Here is a 15,682-nt window from a genome sequence, read left to right as displayed (position 1 = left end):
GGAATTCCTCACACCCGGATGGTCACGCGGGCACCGCCTGGCGGGGCAGCGGCAGGCGCAGGATCGCGGCATCGGGCGCCATCAGCCCCATCACCACCGCGGCCTGCGCCGCCGGATGCGCGGTGCCGCCGAGCGGCGAGGGCACCACTTCCAGCGCCGTGCCCCGTGGCCGCACCAGGGGGCGCAGCAGCGCCACCGCCTGGCGGTGCAGCGCCTGGGCCTGGGCCAGGACCTCGGCGGGCAGGGCCTCCGGCCGCGCCTCCCCGGCCAGGGCCACCGTGCCGGCGGCGCGCGCCAGCAGGCCGATCGCCTCCGCGTGGTCGCGCAGCGGGGCGGGGGTGGCGCCGTCCAGCGCCAGCCCCTCCAGCCGCACGAGGCGGCCGCCGTCGCTGAGCTCCGCCGGGCCGGGCTTCACCGCGGCGATCGCCCGGCCGATCGGCCCGGCCAGCAGCAGCGGGTCCAGATGCGGCAGGGCGCGGGCCATCGCCAGCAACGCCGCCGCATGGCCGGCGAGCGTCGCCGGCCTGCCCCCTGCGCCCGGCGGACCATCCCGGAAGCCGCCGGAGGGCGTCTGCCGCGCCAGCAAGGCCGCGACAAGACTGGCCAGCGGCGGCTGCGCCCCCGCGCGCAGCCGCGCCTCCACCGCTAGCACGGCGAAGGCCAGGTCCGCCAGCCCCGGCTGGCCCGCCTGCAGCGCCGCTAGTTGGCGGTCGAACCAGCCTTCCAGCGCCGTCATCCGCTCCGCCGGCAGCGGCAGGCGGTAGCCGTCGCGCGCGGCCAGCAGCAGCTGCGTCGCCACGGCATTCAGGGAGGCCCCGTTCGGTGGCAGCGGATCGAGGTCCAGCCCCGCCAGCTGGTCGCCCGTCGCGCCGGCGGCCGCCATCACCCGCGCCGCCTCCGCCGCCCCGGTGCCGGCGGCCAGCAGCCGATCCTCCCGCACCACCAGCGCCTCACCGGGGGCCAGCTTCGCGGGGCCATGCCGCAGGATCACCCAATGCAGCGCGCCCGGCCGCGCAGCGATGGCGCGCGCGGACATGACCTGGCCCGGCGCCTGGGGGCGGAGGTGCAGCGTGGGCCCGCCGGCGGGCCAGCCGGCAGGGCCGATCGCGACATGCGGCACCGGCCCGGCCTCGGCCCAGACCGTCATGCCGGCCGCCTGTGGCACGCCGAAATCGCGCCAGGCCCCGTCCTGCTGGCCCAGCCGCCCCTCCGCCATCTCCAGCCCGCCGCTGCCCAGCTGGTCCAGCGCGGTGGAGACGCGCAGGCGGGTGACGCGCTGGCCGGCGGCGGCGGTGAAGGTGACGGTCAGGCGCAGCAGCGGCGAGCCCGCGGTGATCTCATACTCATAGCGCAGCCGCCCCGCCTCGACGGTTCGGGCGCGGAAAAAGCCGGCCTTGCCGGTGATGCGGCTTTCATGGCTCAGCACCACGCTGCCGCTGCGGCGGCTGATGGCGAAGTCGCGGATCGTGTCCTCGGCATCGACGCCGTTGCGGAAGCGGCCGAGGCGGAATTCGACGAGGTTGCCGGTATGCAGCATCGGCGGCCCGCCCTGGCCGCGCAGCTGCTGGCGCACCATCCCGGCGGAGAGGTCGCCGGTGAAGCGGTGGAAGGGGGTCAGGATCTCGAAATCCCGCGGATCGTCGCGCAGCATCTCGATGCCGCCCGCGGCGGCGCGGCGGCAGGGGATCGGCGCCTCCGCCATGGCCATGACGAAATCCAGCAGGCCATCGGCGAAGGCCGGGTCGGCATCGCGGATGTCCGGCTGGGCCAGCAATTCGGCGGCCTGGGCATTGGCGGGCACGGCGCAGAAGCTGCCGCTTTCCGGGCCATCGCCTTCCGCCAGCGCCATCAGCCGGCGCCCACCCAGTGTGACCTCTCGCAGCAGCGCACCGCGGAGGTGGGCGATCAGGCGGTCACGGTCCGTCGCGTGCAGCAGGTTGCGCATGTGAGGCGATGGAGCTCCCCGGATCTGCCGCAGGATACCTTCGCGGGGGGGGCGTCGTGAAGGGCATGCGATGCCGTTGTGCCGGCCTGCGAGACACTTCTGACCTAGGCTTCACCCGTCTGTCACGAAATCGTGAGCCGCCCTCGGGCAGACTGCCAGGGTCAGGGCGGTGCCTCGACGTTTTTCTCCCGGCGGCTCCGCAGCCCGTGAGAGCCGAACGCCTCGCCCCGGCACCGGAAGGTGCCGGGGTTCTTTTTGTCCGCTTGCCTCAGCGGCCGGTCATGATCCGCTCGACCAGCTGCTTCGCCGTCGGGATGAAGCCGTTGGAGTAGAAGGGGTCGCCGGCGAAGCGATAGGCATTGTGGCCGGCGAACATCAGGTTGCGCTCCAGCGCCCCGTCATGCGCCACGTCCTGCAGCGTCTTCTGGATGCAGAAGCTGCGCGGATCGGCCTTCTTGCCGGTGGAGAAGTCCGGCTCCGTCTGCGCCCAGTTCGAGAACCGGCAGTGGCTGAGGCAGCCCATGCAGTCGATCTGGTCCTTGGTGATCTCCCGCGCATTCTCCGGCGTCACGAAGATCAGCGTATGGTCCGGGGTGCGCATCGCCTCGATGAAGCCCTCGGCCTCCCAGTGATGCACCCGGGCGCGGTCATGCGGGGTCAGGTAGACCAGCCGCTTGCGCGGGCCCACGCCGTATTCGGAGATATGGTCGCCCACTGGTTCGCTGGTGAAGGCCACCTGGCGCTCGTTGCGGCCTTCCAGCTCGCGCAGGAATTCGTTGCGAATGGCGCTGGAATAGAAGCCGGTCGGGGAGAAGGGCTGCAGCGAGACATCGCCCGGCTTCAGCGTCAGCAGGCGCTGCTTCCAGGCCTCGCTGATCGGGCTTTCCTGGGTCAGCAGGGGGCGGGTGCCGAACTGGAAGGCGATGGGGCCGAGGTCGGGATTGTCGATCCAATCCTCCCACTCCTCCAGCCACCAGACGCCGCCGGCCATGATGATCGGCACGTCGCCCAGGCCGAATTCGCGCATCTGCTGGCGCAGCTTCAGCACGCGGGGGAAGGGATCCTCCGGCCGCTTCGGATCCTCGGAATTGGACAGGCCGTTATGGCCGCCCGCCAGCCACGGATCCTCATAGACCACGCCGCCCAGCCATTCCCGCGTCTTGGAATAGGCGCGCTTCCACAGCGCGGAGAAGGCGCGGGCGGAGGAGATGATGGGGTAGTAGTGCACCCCGTAGTCGCGGGCGATATCGGCCAGGCGATAGGGCATGCCGGCGCCGCAGGTGATGCCGTGGATGAGGCCCTTGGCCCCTTCCAGCATGCCACGCGCCACACGCTCCGCGCCGCCCATCTCCCAGAGGATATTGGCATGGATGCGGCCCTGGCCGCCGGCGCGCTCATAGGCTTCCTTCGCCTGGGCGATGCCGCCGGCGATGCCATAGGCCACCAGCTCCTCATGCCGCTCCCGCCGGGTGCGGCCGGAATAGGTTTGGCGGATCAGGTTGCCTTCGGCGTCGTAGCTGTCGGCATTGACCGCGGAAAAGGTTCCGACGCCGCCGCCGGAAGCCCAGCCGCCACAGGTTGCGCCATTCGAGACGGCGACGCCCTTGCCGCCTTCCACCAAGGGCAGAACGTCCACGCCACCCATGCGGATCGGGTTGATGACCTTCAAGGATCAGGGCTCCGCGTACTGTGCTTATGACGGCGCCACATTCGGGATGACGCTCGCGTGATGTGAATATGGCGTGTCAGGGCCCGCAGGGGGAGGCCCCCCGCGGGATTGTTTGTTCGCGAACCACGCTGTGGCCTGGGGGGGGCCCGAAGGGGGGCATCCCCCGGGCGGGATCAGCCCTCGTCGCGGCGCGGGCGGAAATTGCGCTCGCCGTCGCGGCGCGGCGGACGGTCGCCGCGCGGGGCACGCTCCCCGCCGCCCTCGCCGTCCTCGCGCGGGCGGCGGGCGCCGACCTGCTCGGAGATGTCGGCGCCGGTGGCCTGGTCCACCACGCGCATGGAGAGCTTCACCTTGCCGCGGTCGTCGAAGCCGATGACCTTCACCTTCACCGCATCGCCGTCCTTGACCACGTCGGTGGTCTTCTGGACGCGCTCGTTCTGCAGCTCGGAGATGTGGACCAGGCCGTCCTTGGCGCCGAGGAAGTTCACGAAGGCACCGAATTCGGCCGTCTTCACCACCTTGCCGTTGTAGATCTTGCCGATCTCCGGCTCGGCGACGATGCCCATGATCCGGTCGATGGCCTTCTGGGCCGCCTCCACCGTCGTCGCCGCCACCTTGATGGTGCCGTCGTCGTCGATGTCGATCTTGGTGCCGGTCTGCTCGGTGATCTCACGGATCACCTTGCCGCCGGAGCCGATCACGTCGCGGATCTTGTCCTTGTTGATGTTGATCACCGTGATTCGCGGCGCCGTCGCGGCCACGTCACCGCGGGCGCCGGACAGGCCCTTGGCCATCTCGCCCAGGATGTGCAGGCGGCCGTCCTTGGCCTGGCCGAGCGCGATCTTCATGATGTCGAAGGTGATGGAGGTGATCTTGATGTCCATCTGCAGCGCGGTGATGCCCGCCTCGCTGCCCGCCACCTTGAAGTCCATGTCGCCCAGGTGGTCTTCGTCACCCAGGATGTCCGACAGCACGGCGAAGCCGCGGTCTTCCTTGATCAGGCCCATGGCGATGCCGGCGCAGGGGCGCTTCAGCGGCGCACCCGCATCCATCAGCGCGAGCGAGGTGCCGCAGACGGTCGCCATGGAGGACGAACCGTTGGACTCCGTGATCTCGGACACGACGCGCATCGTGTAGGGGAACTTCTCCTTCTCCGGCAGCAGCGGGTGCAGCGCGCGCCAGGCGAGCTTGCCATGGCCGATCTCGCGGCGGCCCGGGCTGCCCATCCGCCCGGTCTCGTTCACCGAGTAGGGAGGGAAGTTGTAGTGCAGCATGAAGTTCTCGCGGTATTCGCCCGCGAGGGCATCGATGATCTGCTCATCCTGCCCGGTGCCGAGGGTCGCGACGCAGAGCGCCTGCGTCTCGCCGCGGGTGAAGAGCGCGGAGCCATGGGCGCGCGGCAGGATGCCGACCTCGGCCAGGATCGGGCGGACCGTCTTGGTGTCGCGGCCGTCGATGCGCATGCCGGTGTCGAGGATCGCGTTGCGGACCACATCCGCCTCGAGCTCCTTCAGCAGGCCCTTGGCGGCGCCGGCATCCAGGCCCTCGGCCTCGAGCTGCGCGACCACCTGCTTCTTGGCAGCACCCACCTGCGCCTGGCGGGCCAGCTTCTCGGTGATCTTGTAGGCCTCGATCATCGGGGCGCGGCCGAGCTCGCTGATGCGGGCCTTCAGCGCCTTGGTGCTGTCGGCTTCCTCGGGCAGCGCCCAGGGCTCCTTGGCGGCCACCTCGGCCAGCTCGATGATCCCCTGGATCACCGCCTGGAAGGACTTGTGGCCGAATTCCACGGCGCCGAGCATCACGTCCTCGGACAGCTCCTGCGCCTCGGATTCCACCATCAGCACGCCCTCGGCGGTGCCGGCGACCATCAGGTCGAGCTGCGACTGCTGCATCTGGGCGGCGGTCGGGTTCAGCACATAGCCGCCATCGATATAGGCGACGCGGGCGCCGGCGACCGGGCCGAAGAAAGGAATGCCGGACAGCGTCAGCGCGGCGGAGCAGCCGACCAGCGCGACGACATCCGGGTTGTTCTCCAGGTCATGCGACAGCACCGTCGCGACAACCTGGACCTCGTTGCGGAACCCATCCGGGAACAGCGGACGCAGCGGACGGTCGATGAGGCGGGAGACCAGGGTCTCGTTCTCGGAGGGACGGCCCTCGCGCTTGAAGAAGCCGCCCGGGATCTTGCCGGCCGCGAAGGCCTTTTCCTGGTAGTTCACCGTCAGCGGGAAGAAGTCCTGGCCCGGCTTCACGGACCGCGCGCCGACCACGGTGCAGAGCACGATGGTATCGCCCAGGCGGGCCATCACGGCGCCATCCGCCTGGCGGGCGATCTTGCCGGTCTCCAGCGTCAGAAGCTGGCCGCCCCAGGAGATGTCCTTGCGGAAATACTTGTCGAACATGGATCGTCCTTCTTGGACCCGCCGGATGCGGGCCCACAGCGTATGGCCACCCGCCGCGGAATCGCGCGGGCAGCCGGAACGCGACGAAGGCGGATGCCGGGGAACGGGCCGCACCCAGGAGATGCGCGGCGACTCGGGCGGCATGGGTCCCACCGCGACCGGACCCGAAGGCGGCGCGATGGGGACGGCGTGAGAAGGGCCGCCCATGTGGCCGGAGGCGCCGTCATCGCCCCATCCGGGCGCGGCTGGTCCGCAAGGCATCCGCTGCCATCGCAGCGAAGGTCATGCCCCAAAGCGGACAGACCCGGCGGCCCTATGGCACGATGCCCGGCGAAAGGCCAGCGGAAAGGGATGAACGGAACCGGGCGAAGGCCGGCTCAGCGCCGGGCCGCCTCGGCCTCCAGGAAGCGCGGGTCGTTGAAGTCGAACAGGCGGTTCTCCAGCGGAATGCCGGTTTCCACCTCGTACAGCGTCACCCGCGTCTCCCGCCCCTGGGCGTCCAGCACGGTCCATTGCCGCAGTTCCATCGGCGCTTCGGCGAAGGACAGCGTCAGCAGCCCCTCCGCCCGCGCCCCGGTGCGATGCAGCGCCACTCGCAGGAAGCCGCCGCTGCGCTCCGTGCCGACCACGGTGATATTGCCGGACAGCCGGATCTCGGGCGTCAGCAGCAGGCCGAGCGGGGTGGAGGAGGCCGGCACGGCCGTCGGCTGGCGCAGTTCCCGGTCATACATCAGCACCTGGCCGCCGGAGGCCACCAGCAGCAGCGGCTCCGGCGGGTCGTAGTCGAAGCGCATGCGGCCTGGGCGGCTGATCAGCGCGGTGCCCTGGGCCGAGGCGCCGTTCTGCGCCACCTGCAGGAAGCGGGCGCGCAAGGTGCGCAGGCTGTTGAGATAGGCCTCGACCCGCCCCAGCGCGGCACGGTCGATGGCCCCCTGGGAATGGCCGGGGCGGGACAGGGCGGGGGTCAGCGCCAGGGCGGCGACGGCCTGCAGCAGGTGACGACGGGTCATGCCTTGGCAGATGGCCCATCGGGGCCCTCCCGGAAAGGCCCCGCCACGTTAACCTCATCTCAATCCCGCGCGGGCTGTAATGCGCCGACGCCGATGGCCAGAACCGCCATCCCTCGCCCGAAAACCGGGTTCAAGGCGCCTCGCAACCGCGGAGCCCGCCCATGCCCTTCGATTTCGTCCCGCCCGGCAGCCTGGCACCCCTGCCGATCGATGCCGGCACCATCCACGGCGTGCCGCGGCATGAGCTGGTGGCGCATGCGCTGGAACAGATCAGCCCCGCCCTGCGCGGCGCGGTGGCGGAGATCGAGGTCAGCGGCGGCGGCCAGTTCGTGCATATGGGCATGGTCTTCGACCAGGTCGCCTGGCGCGCCATCTGGCGCCGCCCCGGCCTGCCGGTGGCCAGCGGCAGCTTTCCCGTGTGGAACGGCAGCCCGGTCTGACAGCCGGTTTCGCGCCGGCCGCCGCCGTCCTAGGCTCCTCGCAATACCCGCGGAGAGCCCGAGTGTTCGAGACCGAAGCCACCCCCGAATCGCGCATCGCCGGCGCCGCCGCCCTGCTGGCCGAGATCCGCCGCGGCCGCCGCGCCCCCATCCCCGGCCTGCCCGAGGCGCTGCGCCCCACCACCATCGCCGAGGCCGAGGCGATGCAGGTGGCGACCTATGCCGCGCTCGGCTGGCGCATCGCCGGCTGGAAGGTGGGCCGCACCCAGGGCCAGCCCATCGCCGCCCCGCTGCCCGCCGAATTGCTTTCCCCTGTCACCGAGGCACCGCTGCGCCTGCCGCGCGGCACGGCCATGGAGCTGGAAGTGGCGCTGCGCCTGCGCCAGGGCCTGGACCGCGCCGCCCTGGCCGCGCTGCAGCCGGCGGATCTGCCGGCCATCGCCGACCTCGTCCTGCTCTTCGAATTCGTCGAAACCCGCTTCACGCCGGACCATCCGGCCGGCGACCTGGAAAAGCTGGCCGATTGCGTCTCCAACGGCAGCTGCGTCTTCGGTCCCGACACCGGCGCCTGGACCTGGCCGGATGCGGAGGCGCTGGAGATGCGCCTGGCCGTGGACGACATCACCGTGGCTCACCACGCCGGCCCGCATCGCGCCGTGCCGCTGGCGGAGCTTCTGGCCGGCTGGCGCGACCGCTGCCTGGCGCTCGGCCACCTGCCGCGGGCGGGGGAGGTGATCACGCTGGGCAGCCAGACCGGGATGCTGCCGGTGCCGGCGGCCGGCGGGCTGCTGCTGGGCGAGATGAAGGGGCGCGGCAGCCTGGCCTGCCGCGTCGCCCCGCTCGGCAGCTGATGGTGGCGGTGGGCGACCCCGCCGGCGACGCGCCGCTCGCCCGGCTGCACGGCATGGGCGGGCATCTGCTGCTGTATCCGGACCGCATCCGCCTGCTGCGCCACGGCCCCTGGTTCACCGCCATGAACCTGCTGGCGCATCTGGAGCGGGAGATGGAATCGACCATCCTGCTGCGCGACCTCGTGGCGGTGCACATGGTGCGGTCGCTGCTGCTGGTGCAGTTCCTGCGCCTGACCTATGCGGGCTGCCCGAACCCCACCGGGCATTACCTGCGCGACGCCTTTGCGGAGAATGCCTTTCTTTTCAGCCTGGCGGACAACCGCCCGCTGCTGGAGATGCAGCGCCAAATCACCGCGGCCACGCTGCGGCTGCAGGGCGGGGCGCCTCAGGGCGCGCGGTAGTCCGGGCGCGCCGGCAGCGGCCAGGTCTCGGCCTCCAGCCGGTCCGCGGTGCCGGCGATCTGCGCCGCGGCCAGCGGATGGCCGGCATCCAGCGCCGCCACGGCCAGCTGCCGCAGCCGGGCCAGGATCGTGGCCAGGCTTTCGCCCGCCGGCGGTGCGGGAAGCAGTTGGGACGGGTCGATTTCGGAAGGGCGCGCCATCATCGTCGATCGTGACTTCGAAAGTTTGTCCGGACAAGCAGCGGCAGGCATGCAGGGCACGAGCCCATCACCTTTCCGCGAATAGCCGGCCCCTTGTCAGGCGCGCTATAGAACATAACATGAACTTACAATACTTTCGGATGTGCTACCCATGGAGCTGCTCCGCAAGCTCGAGATCCTGGCCGACGCCGCCAAATACGATGCCTCCTGCGCCTCCTCCGGCACAACCAAGCGCAACAGCCTGAAGGGCGGGCTGGGCAGCACGGAGGGCAGCGGCATCTGCCATGCCTATGCGCCGGACGGGCGCTGCATCTCGCTGCTGAAGCTGCTGCTGACCAATGCCTGCGTCTTCGACTGCGCCTATTGCATCAACCGCGCCTCCTCCAACACGCCGCGCGCGCGCTTCACGGTGGAGGAGGTGGTGCAGCTGACGCTGGGCTTCTACCGGCGCAACACGATCGAGGGGCTGTTCCTCTCCTCCGGCATCATCCGCTCCCCGGACTACACCATGGAACAGGTGGTGCGGGTGGCCCGCGTGCTGCGGCTGGAGCACGGTTTCCGAGGGTATATCCACCTGAAGACCATCCCCGACGCGGCGCCCGAATTGCTGGCGGAGGCCGGGCTCTATGCCGATCGCCTCTCCATCAACATGGAGCTGCCGACCGTCGCCGGCCTCGAATCCCTCGCCCCCGAGAAGGATTTTCGCCGGATCCGCCACGCCATGGCGGGGCTGCGGACGCGCATCGAGGGCGCGCAGGAGGAGGCGAAGACCGCCCGCCGCGCGGCCCCGAAGCGATTCGCGCCGGCGGGGCAGAGCACGCAGATGATCGTGGGCGCCGATGGGGCGGATGACGGCGCCATCCTCGGCACGGCGACGGATCTCTACGCCGGCTACCGGATGCGGCGGGTCTACTACTCCGCCTATTCGCCCATCCCCGATGCCTCCCGCCTGCTGCCGCCGGCGGCGCCGCCGCTGGTGCGGGAACACCGGCTGTACCAGGCCGATTGGCTGCTGCGCTTCTACGGCTTCTCGCGCGAGGAGATCCTGGCCGGCGGGCAGGGCGGCATGCTGGACCTGGAGCTGGACCCGAAGACCGCCTGGGCGCTGCAATCGCGCCAGGATTTCCCCGTGGACCTGAACACGGCGCCGCGCGAAATGCTGCTGCGCGTGCCGGGGCTGGGGGCCAAGACGGTGGACCGGCTGATCGCGGCGCGGCGGCACACGCGGCTGCGCGCGGCGGACCTCGCCCGGCTGCGCGTCAGCCTGGCCAAGGTGCTGCCCTTCGTGGTGCTGGCCGACCATGTGCCGCGGGGGCTGGAGGGGGCAGGGCTGCGAAGCCGGCTGCTGCCCGCCACCGCCTTCGCGGCGGCCGCTCGCCCCGTGCAGATGGCGCTGTTCTGATGCCCGCTTTGGCCCTGCGGCAAGGCGTGGCGGTGACGCTGCCCGGCCCCGCCGATTTCACCGCCTGGCGCCAGGCAGCGCGCGGGCTGGTGGCGGCCGAAATTCCGCCCGAACAGGCGGAATGGGTGGTGGCCGGCGAGCTGCCCGGCCTGCTGGCGGAAGCGCCGGCGCCGCCGCCTTCCGCCGCGCCCTTCAGTGTGCCGCGCGCCTTCCTCGACCAGGCGGAGATCGCCATCCGCCACAGCGACCGGGAACGCTTCGCGCTGCTCTACGGCCTGCTCTGGCGCCTGACCCATGGCGAGCGCCACCTGATGCAGGCGGCCACCGACCCCGCGGTGATCCGCCTGTCCGCCCTGGTGAAGGCGGTGCGGCGCGATGCGCACAAGATGCACGCCTTCGTCCGCTTCCGCGAAGTGCAGGCGGAGGACGGGCCGCGCCACATCGCCTGGTTCGAGCCCGACCATCATATCGAGGAAGCGGAGGCGGACTTCTTTGTCCGCCGTTTTGCCAGCCTGCGCTGGTCCATCGTCACGCCGCGCCGCAGCGTGGCCTGGGACGGGCAGGCGCTGGACTTCGGCCCTGGCGGGCGGCGCGCCGATGTGCCGCCGGACGATGCGATGGAGCCGCTCTGGCGCGCCTACTACGCCTCCATCTTCAACCCCGCGCGCCTCAAGCCGGGCGCCATGCGGGCCGAGATGCCGCGCAAATACTGGCGCAGCCTGCCGGAGGCGGCGGAGATCCCCCGCCTGATGGCGGAAGCGCCGCGGCGGGTGGCGGAAATGGTCGAACGCGCCGCCGCCGCGCCCAATCCGCGCCCGCAAAAGCCGCGGCATCTTTCCATGCCGCCGCACGTTTTGCGGGACATGCCGACGCCGATCGACGCCCCCGCCGACCCCGCCATGGCCCTGGCCGCGCTGCGGGAGGAATTGCTCTCCCGCCCCGACCTGCCCGCCTTTGCCGCCCGCGCCACCCAGCCGGTCTTCGGCGAGGGCCCGGTCGGCGCGGCCCTGATGTTCGTCGGCGAGCAGCCGGGGGATGAGGAGGATATCGCCGGCCGCCCCTTCGTCGGTCCCGCCGGCCGGCTGCTCGACCGCGCCCTGGCCCAGGCCGGGGTGGAGCGGCGGGACGCCTATCTGACCAACGCCGTGAAGCACTTCAAATTCACGCCCACCGGCAAGCGGCGCATTCACCAGTCGCCCGATGCCGGCGACATCACCTACTACCGCCCCTTCCTGGCGCGGGAGGTGGCGGCGGTGGCACCAAGGCTGGTGGTCTCATTGGGTGCCTCGGCGCTGACCGCGCTGACCGGCAAGAAGCTGCCGGTGCTGAAGACTCGCGGCCAGGTGGTGACGGCGTTGGGCGGCCAGCCGGTCTTTGCGACGGTGCATCCCAGCTACCTGCTGCGGCTGCCGGATGCAGAGGCGCAGGCGGCGGGCTTCGCCGATTTCGTGGCGGACTTGCGGGCGGCGCAGGCGCACACGCAGGGGTTGTGATTGCGCAGAATATACCATATTGGCGGTTTTGACGCCCGCTGCTAGGGATTCGATGACTCATCGAAAGCAGACGGACCATGGTACAGCGCAGTCCCAGTTGGCCGGCCGAATACGCCGCTGCGGTCCGCAATCTCTACAACAGCGTCGACAGCGCGCTGACCTTCACGCCCGTCTCCGGCCAGGATGGCGCCGACCGCACCGGCCAGGTCTTCGACAGCATCCCCGCCCCGCTCGGCCTCGACTTCGTTCGGGTCCAGCTGGAAACCGGCAGCGCCTATGACTTCCGCGCCTCCGGCAGCAGCGGCACGCTGGAACTGACCATCCTCGACGCCTCCGGCTATCTGCTGCTGCACTACGATTCGGACGGCAACTTCGGCAGCGCCATGAGCACGCTGCTGGACTTCGTGCCGGACTATTCCGGCACCTATTACCTGGGCTTCGCCTTCACCAGCGCCGATTCCGGCAGCTACCAGGTCAGCGGCGTCCAGGACGTCTATGCCGATGGCGTCAACGGCCCGCCGTCCCGGCTCAACGTCAACCCCGTGCCGACGCAGCGGACGGAGGGCGATCAGAACGCGACCGATTTCCATGTCACCATCGAGCGGAGCGGCAACCTCGGCGTCAGCACCACCGCCACCTGGCGGGTGTCCGGCCAGGGCGGCCAGCCGACCGACGCGCGGGATTTCGTCACCAATGGCGGGCAGGTGACGTTTGCGCCGGGCGAATCCTCCAAGATCGTGACGATCAGGGTGCGGGGCGACCTGGAGGTCGAGCCGAACGAGACCTTCGTCTTCACGCTGAGCGACGCCCGCGGCGCCCTGATCGGCAATGCCACCGTCGCCGGCACCATTTTCGACGACGACAGCAACCCCGCCTATGTCAGCCTCACGCCGCTGAGCACGGATTACGCGGAGGGGTCGGATGGCGGCGCCTCCACGCACAGCTTCCTGGTGAAGCGCAGTTCCGGCAGCGGCACCGCCGAGCTGGGCTGGATGGTGCAGAACTTCTCCCTCACCGGTGTCGATGCCACGGACTTCGTCGGCAATGTCATGCCCTCCGGCCGGGTCAGCTTCGCCGAAGGCGAGACGCAGAAACTGGTGACGCTGCAGCTGCGCGCCGATCGCCTGGCGGAGACGGACGAGACCTACAGCTTCGTCCTGCGGGACCTCCCCTCGGGCTACCGCTTCACCAACAGCTCCGCGCAGATCACCGTTCGCGACGACGACGCGCCCCTGGCCCAGCTCGCGATCGGCGTGGATCAGGACAGCGTGATGGAAGGCACGGGCACCGGCGTGCGCGTGGTCTCCTTCACGGTGACGCGCAGCGGCGACCTGTCCCTGGCCAGCACCGCAGCCTGGCGGGTCGTGACCGAGGCCGGCGGGGCCGGTGCCGCCGACTTCCTGGGCGGCGTGCTGCCCTCCGGCACCGTCAGCTTCGCCGCCGGCGAGGCCTCGCAGACCATCAGGGTGCGGGTGCTGCGAGATGCCGAGATCGAGGCCGATGAGCGCTTCGGCGTGGTGCTCGACACCCCATCCCATCGTACCGGCATCTCGGCGGATTCGCAGGCCTGGACGACGGTGCTCGATGATGACGCGCCCGCACCGCCGCCGCCGCAGATCATCACCATCGAGGCGCTGGAGCCGGATGGAGTCCTGGAGGGTACGGGCGGCAGCGGGAGCATCCACCAGTTCCGCATCAGCCGCAGCCATGCCGAGACGGCGACGCCGACCCTGTCCTGGGAGATCGACTTCGGCCGCGGCCCGGACACGCGGGACTTCCGAGGTCCGGTCGCGGGCAGCGTGACCTTCGCGGAAGGCGAGCTGGGCCGGATCATCCAGGTCGAGATCGCCCCGGATGCGGAGGTGGAGAGGGATGAGGTCTATCAGATCGGCTTCTCCAGCCTGCCGGCCGGCATCTCCTTCGGCAACCTCGGCACCTATGGCACCATCCTCAACGACGACGGTCTGCAGCCGCGGCTCTACAACCTGTACCGGGGCTCGCCCGAGGCCGTGACGGAGGGCACCGGCTCCGGCACCACGCCGGTGACCTTCCACATTTCGCGCAGCCAGGACATGACCACGGAACAGGTCAGCTGGCGGATCGTGACCCGGCAATCCGACGGGACGGGCTATGCGGAAGCCTCCGCCGCGGACTTCGCGCCGGGCCAGGCCCTGTCCGGGGTCGCGACCCTGGAATATGCGCGGTGGTTCACCAGCGTCACGGTGCACCTGGCGCCGGACGCCCTCATCGAGATGGATGAGGGTTTCACCTTCCAGCTGAATGACGGCCGGCCCTATGCCGACGGCACCAGGCTCGAGCTGCATACGCGGATCATCGACGACGATGCCGCCGCCTCGCTGGATATTGCGGCGACCATGACCAGCCGCGCGGAGGGCACCGGCAGCGGCGTGGCGGTGCACGAATTCCTGGTCACCCGCAGCGGCAACCTCAATATCGCGGCCACCGCGCGCTGGTCGGTGCAGGGCGACAGCAACCTTCCGGTCGATGCGGCGGATTTCCTGGGCGGGTTGCTGCCCAGCGGCACCGTCAGCTTCGCCGCGGGCCAGGACAGCCAGATCATCAAGGTGCGCACGCTGCGCGATGGCACCGCCGAGCGGGACGAGGGCTTCCGCGTCACCCTGCATGACCCCGGCAAAGACGTGGTGCTGTCCACCGCCAGCGCCAGCGTGACCTTGCTGGACGACGACACCCAGCGCGCCACCTACGCGGTCACCCCCGCCAGCAGCAGCCGTCCAGAAGGCACAGGCAGCGGCGTGACGGTGCATGAGTTCACCGTGACGCGGGCGGGCGACCTCTCTGCCGCGCAGGTCGCGTGGTCCGTCGCGGGCAGCGGCCCGTCGGCGGCCAATGCGGCCGATTTCATGGGGGGCGTGCTGCCGGGCGGGACCCTCGCCTTCGCCGAGGGCCAGGCCAGCCAGATGCTCAAGGTGCGCGTGCTGCGCGATGCGACGGTGGAGGCGGACGAGGCCTTCGCCGTCACGCTCCGCGCCATCGGCGGCCCCTCTGGCGGGCAGGTGCTGGCCACCGCCAGCGGCAGCATCGGCAATGACGACCAGCCGCCGCCGGCCTTCGCGGCGACCCTCACCGCCACCGCCGCGGGCCGTCCGGAAGGCACTGGCAGCGGCGTGACGGTGCACGAATTCATGGTGACCCGCAGCGGTACGCTGTCCGCCGCGGAGCTGACCTGGTCCGCCGCCGGCAGCGGTGCGGCGGCCGCCGATGCGCTGGACTTCCTGGGCAATGTGCTGCCCGAAGGCCGGCTTACCTTCGCCGAGGGCCAGGCCAGCCAGATGCTCAAGCTGCGCGTGCTGCGCGATGCGACGGTGGAGGCGGACGAGGCCTTCGCCGTCACGCTCCGCGCCCCCGGCGGCCAGGTGCTGGCCACCGCCAGCGGCAGCATCCTGAACGACGATGCGCCACCCGTCAGCTACACCATCGCGCCCGGCAGCCTGGGCCTGGCGGAAGGGACGGGCAGCGGCGTCTCCGTGCACAGCTTCACCATCACCCGCCAGGGCGACCTCTCCTTCGCGAGCCAGGCCAATTGGTCGGTGGCGGGCTTCGGCGCGGATGCGGCGGAGGCCTCGGACTTCCTCAATGGCGTGATGCCCGGCGGCCGCCTCGACTTCGCCGCCGGCCAGGAAAGCCAGGTGCTGAAGGTCCGCGTGCTGCGCGACGCGGTGGCGGAGGGGGATGAGGGCTATGTGCTGCGCCTGCCGGGCGCGACCGCGACGGGCCTGATCCTGGACGACGACACCGCCCGCCTTGCCGCGGCCCAGGCCGACCTGCAGCTGATCGGTTGAGGCCGCGTCACCCAGGCATTGCCTATATGCATAATCGGAACTGTTGCA

The 15,682-nt window shown here is 70.8% G+C and carries 11 protein-coding genes; 6 read left to right on the top strand and 5 right to left on the bottom strand.

Annotated features, from left to right (window positions below; genetic code table 11):
• Positions 1-22 precede the first annotated feature (22 nt).
• The 4 genes from J3S20_RS04255 to J3S20_RS04240 all read right to left on the bottom strand — a co-directional run bounded on the left by J3S20_RS04255 (position 23) and on the right by J3S20_RS04240 (position 7,026).
• Positions 23-1,945, bottom strand: a complete 1,923-nt coding sequence (locus J3S20_RS04255) for a hypothetical protein (protein ID WP_216834903.1) — start codon at positions 1,943-1,945, stop codon at positions 23-25.
• 268 nt (positions 1,946-2,213) lie between these two features.
• Positions 2,214-3,614 (bottom strand): NAD(P)H-dependent flavin oxidoreductase, encoded by a 1,401-nt coding sequence (locus J3S20_RS04250; RefSeq protein WP_216834901.1) that lies wholly within the window; start codon positions 3,612-3,614, stop codon positions 2,214-2,216.
• Between the two features lie 173 nt (positions 3,615-3,787).
• Complete coding sequence (pnp, locus tag J3S20_RS04245; protein WP_216834900.1) at positions 3,788-6,016, bottom strand: polyribonucleotide nucleotidyltransferase; 2,229 nt, start codon at positions 6,014-6,016, stop codon at positions 3,788-3,790.
• A 377-nt stretch (positions 6,017-6,393) separates the two neighbouring features.
• Entirely contained in the window at positions 6,394-7,026 is a 633-nt protein-coding gene (locus tag J3S20_RS04240) for a LolA family protein (protein ID WP_216834898.1), read from the bottom strand.
• 161 nt (positions 7,027-7,187) lie between these two features.
• Here J3S20_RS04240 and J3S20_RS04235 point away from each other — a divergent pair, with 161 nt between their 5' ends.
• The 3 genes from J3S20_RS04235 (at position 7,188) to J3S20_RS04225 (ending at position 8,718) form a co-directional block, all read left to right on the top strand.
• Entirely contained in the window at positions 7,188-7,466 is a 279-nt protein-coding gene (locus tag J3S20_RS04235) for a hypothetical protein (RefSeq protein WP_216834897.1), read from the top strand.
• Between the two features lie 62 nt (positions 7,467-7,528).
• Positions 7,529-8,317 carry a hypothetical protein gene (locus tag J3S20_RS04230; protein ID WP_216834896.1) on the top strand — a complete coding sequence of 263 codons (789 nt, stop codon included), beginning with the start codon at positions 7,529-7,531 and terminating at the stop codon, positions 8,315-8,317.
• 8 nt (positions 8,318-8,325) lie between these two features.
• Positions 8,326-8,718 (top strand): hypothetical protein, encoded by a 393-nt coding sequence (locus J3S20_RS04225; RefSeq protein ID WP_216834895.1) that lies wholly within the window; start codon positions 8,326-8,328, stop codon positions 8,716-8,718.
• Here the strand turns inward: J3S20_RS04225 and J3S20_RS04220 are convergent.
• Complete coding sequence (locus J3S20_RS04220; protein ID WP_216834893.1) at positions 8,703-8,921, bottom strand: hypothetical protein; 219 nt, start codon at positions 8,919-8,921, stop codon at positions 8,703-8,705. The genes J3S20_RS04225 and J3S20_RS04220 overlap by 16 nt on opposite strands.
• Positions 8,922-9,069: 148 nt before the next feature.
• On the opposite strand from J3S20_RS04220, the gene J3S20_RS04215 reads away from it, so the two are divergent.
• The 3 genes from J3S20_RS04215 (at position 9,070) to J3S20_RS04205 (ending at position 15,634) form a co-directional block, all read left to right on the top strand.
• Positions 9,070-10,320: a putative DNA modification/repair radical SAM protein gene (locus J3S20_RS04215; protein ID WP_216834891.1), complete on the top strand. Its 1,251-nt coding sequence runs from the start codon at positions 9,070-9,072 to the stop codon at positions 10,318-10,320.
• On the top strand, positions 10,320-11,813 hold the full coding sequence (locus J3S20_RS04210) for a UdgX family uracil-DNA binding protein (protein WP_216834889.1): 1,494 nt from the start codon (positions 10,320-10,322) through the stop codon (positions 11,811-11,813). Before J3S20_RS04215 ends, J3S20_RS04210 begins: the two co-directional genes overlap by 1 nt.
• Before the next feature lie 77 nt (positions 11,814-11,890).
• The gene (locus J3S20_RS04205; RefSeq protein ID WP_216834886.1) at positions 11,891-15,634 is read left to right on the top strand and encodes a Calx-beta domain-containing protein; all 3,744 of its coding nucleotides are present in this window, start codon (positions 11,891-11,893) and stop codon (positions 15,632-15,634) included.
• Positions 15,635-15,682 lie beyond the last annotated feature (48 nt).

The organism is Falsiroseomonas tokyonensis (assembly GCF_019024325.1).
GTDB lineage: Bacteria > Pseudomonadota > Alphaproteobacteria > Acetobacterales > Acetobacteraceae > Falsiroseomonas > Falsiroseomonas tokyonensis.
Note: the sequence above shows the minus strand (reverse complement) of the source record. Positions and strands in the feature narration are given on the sequence as shown.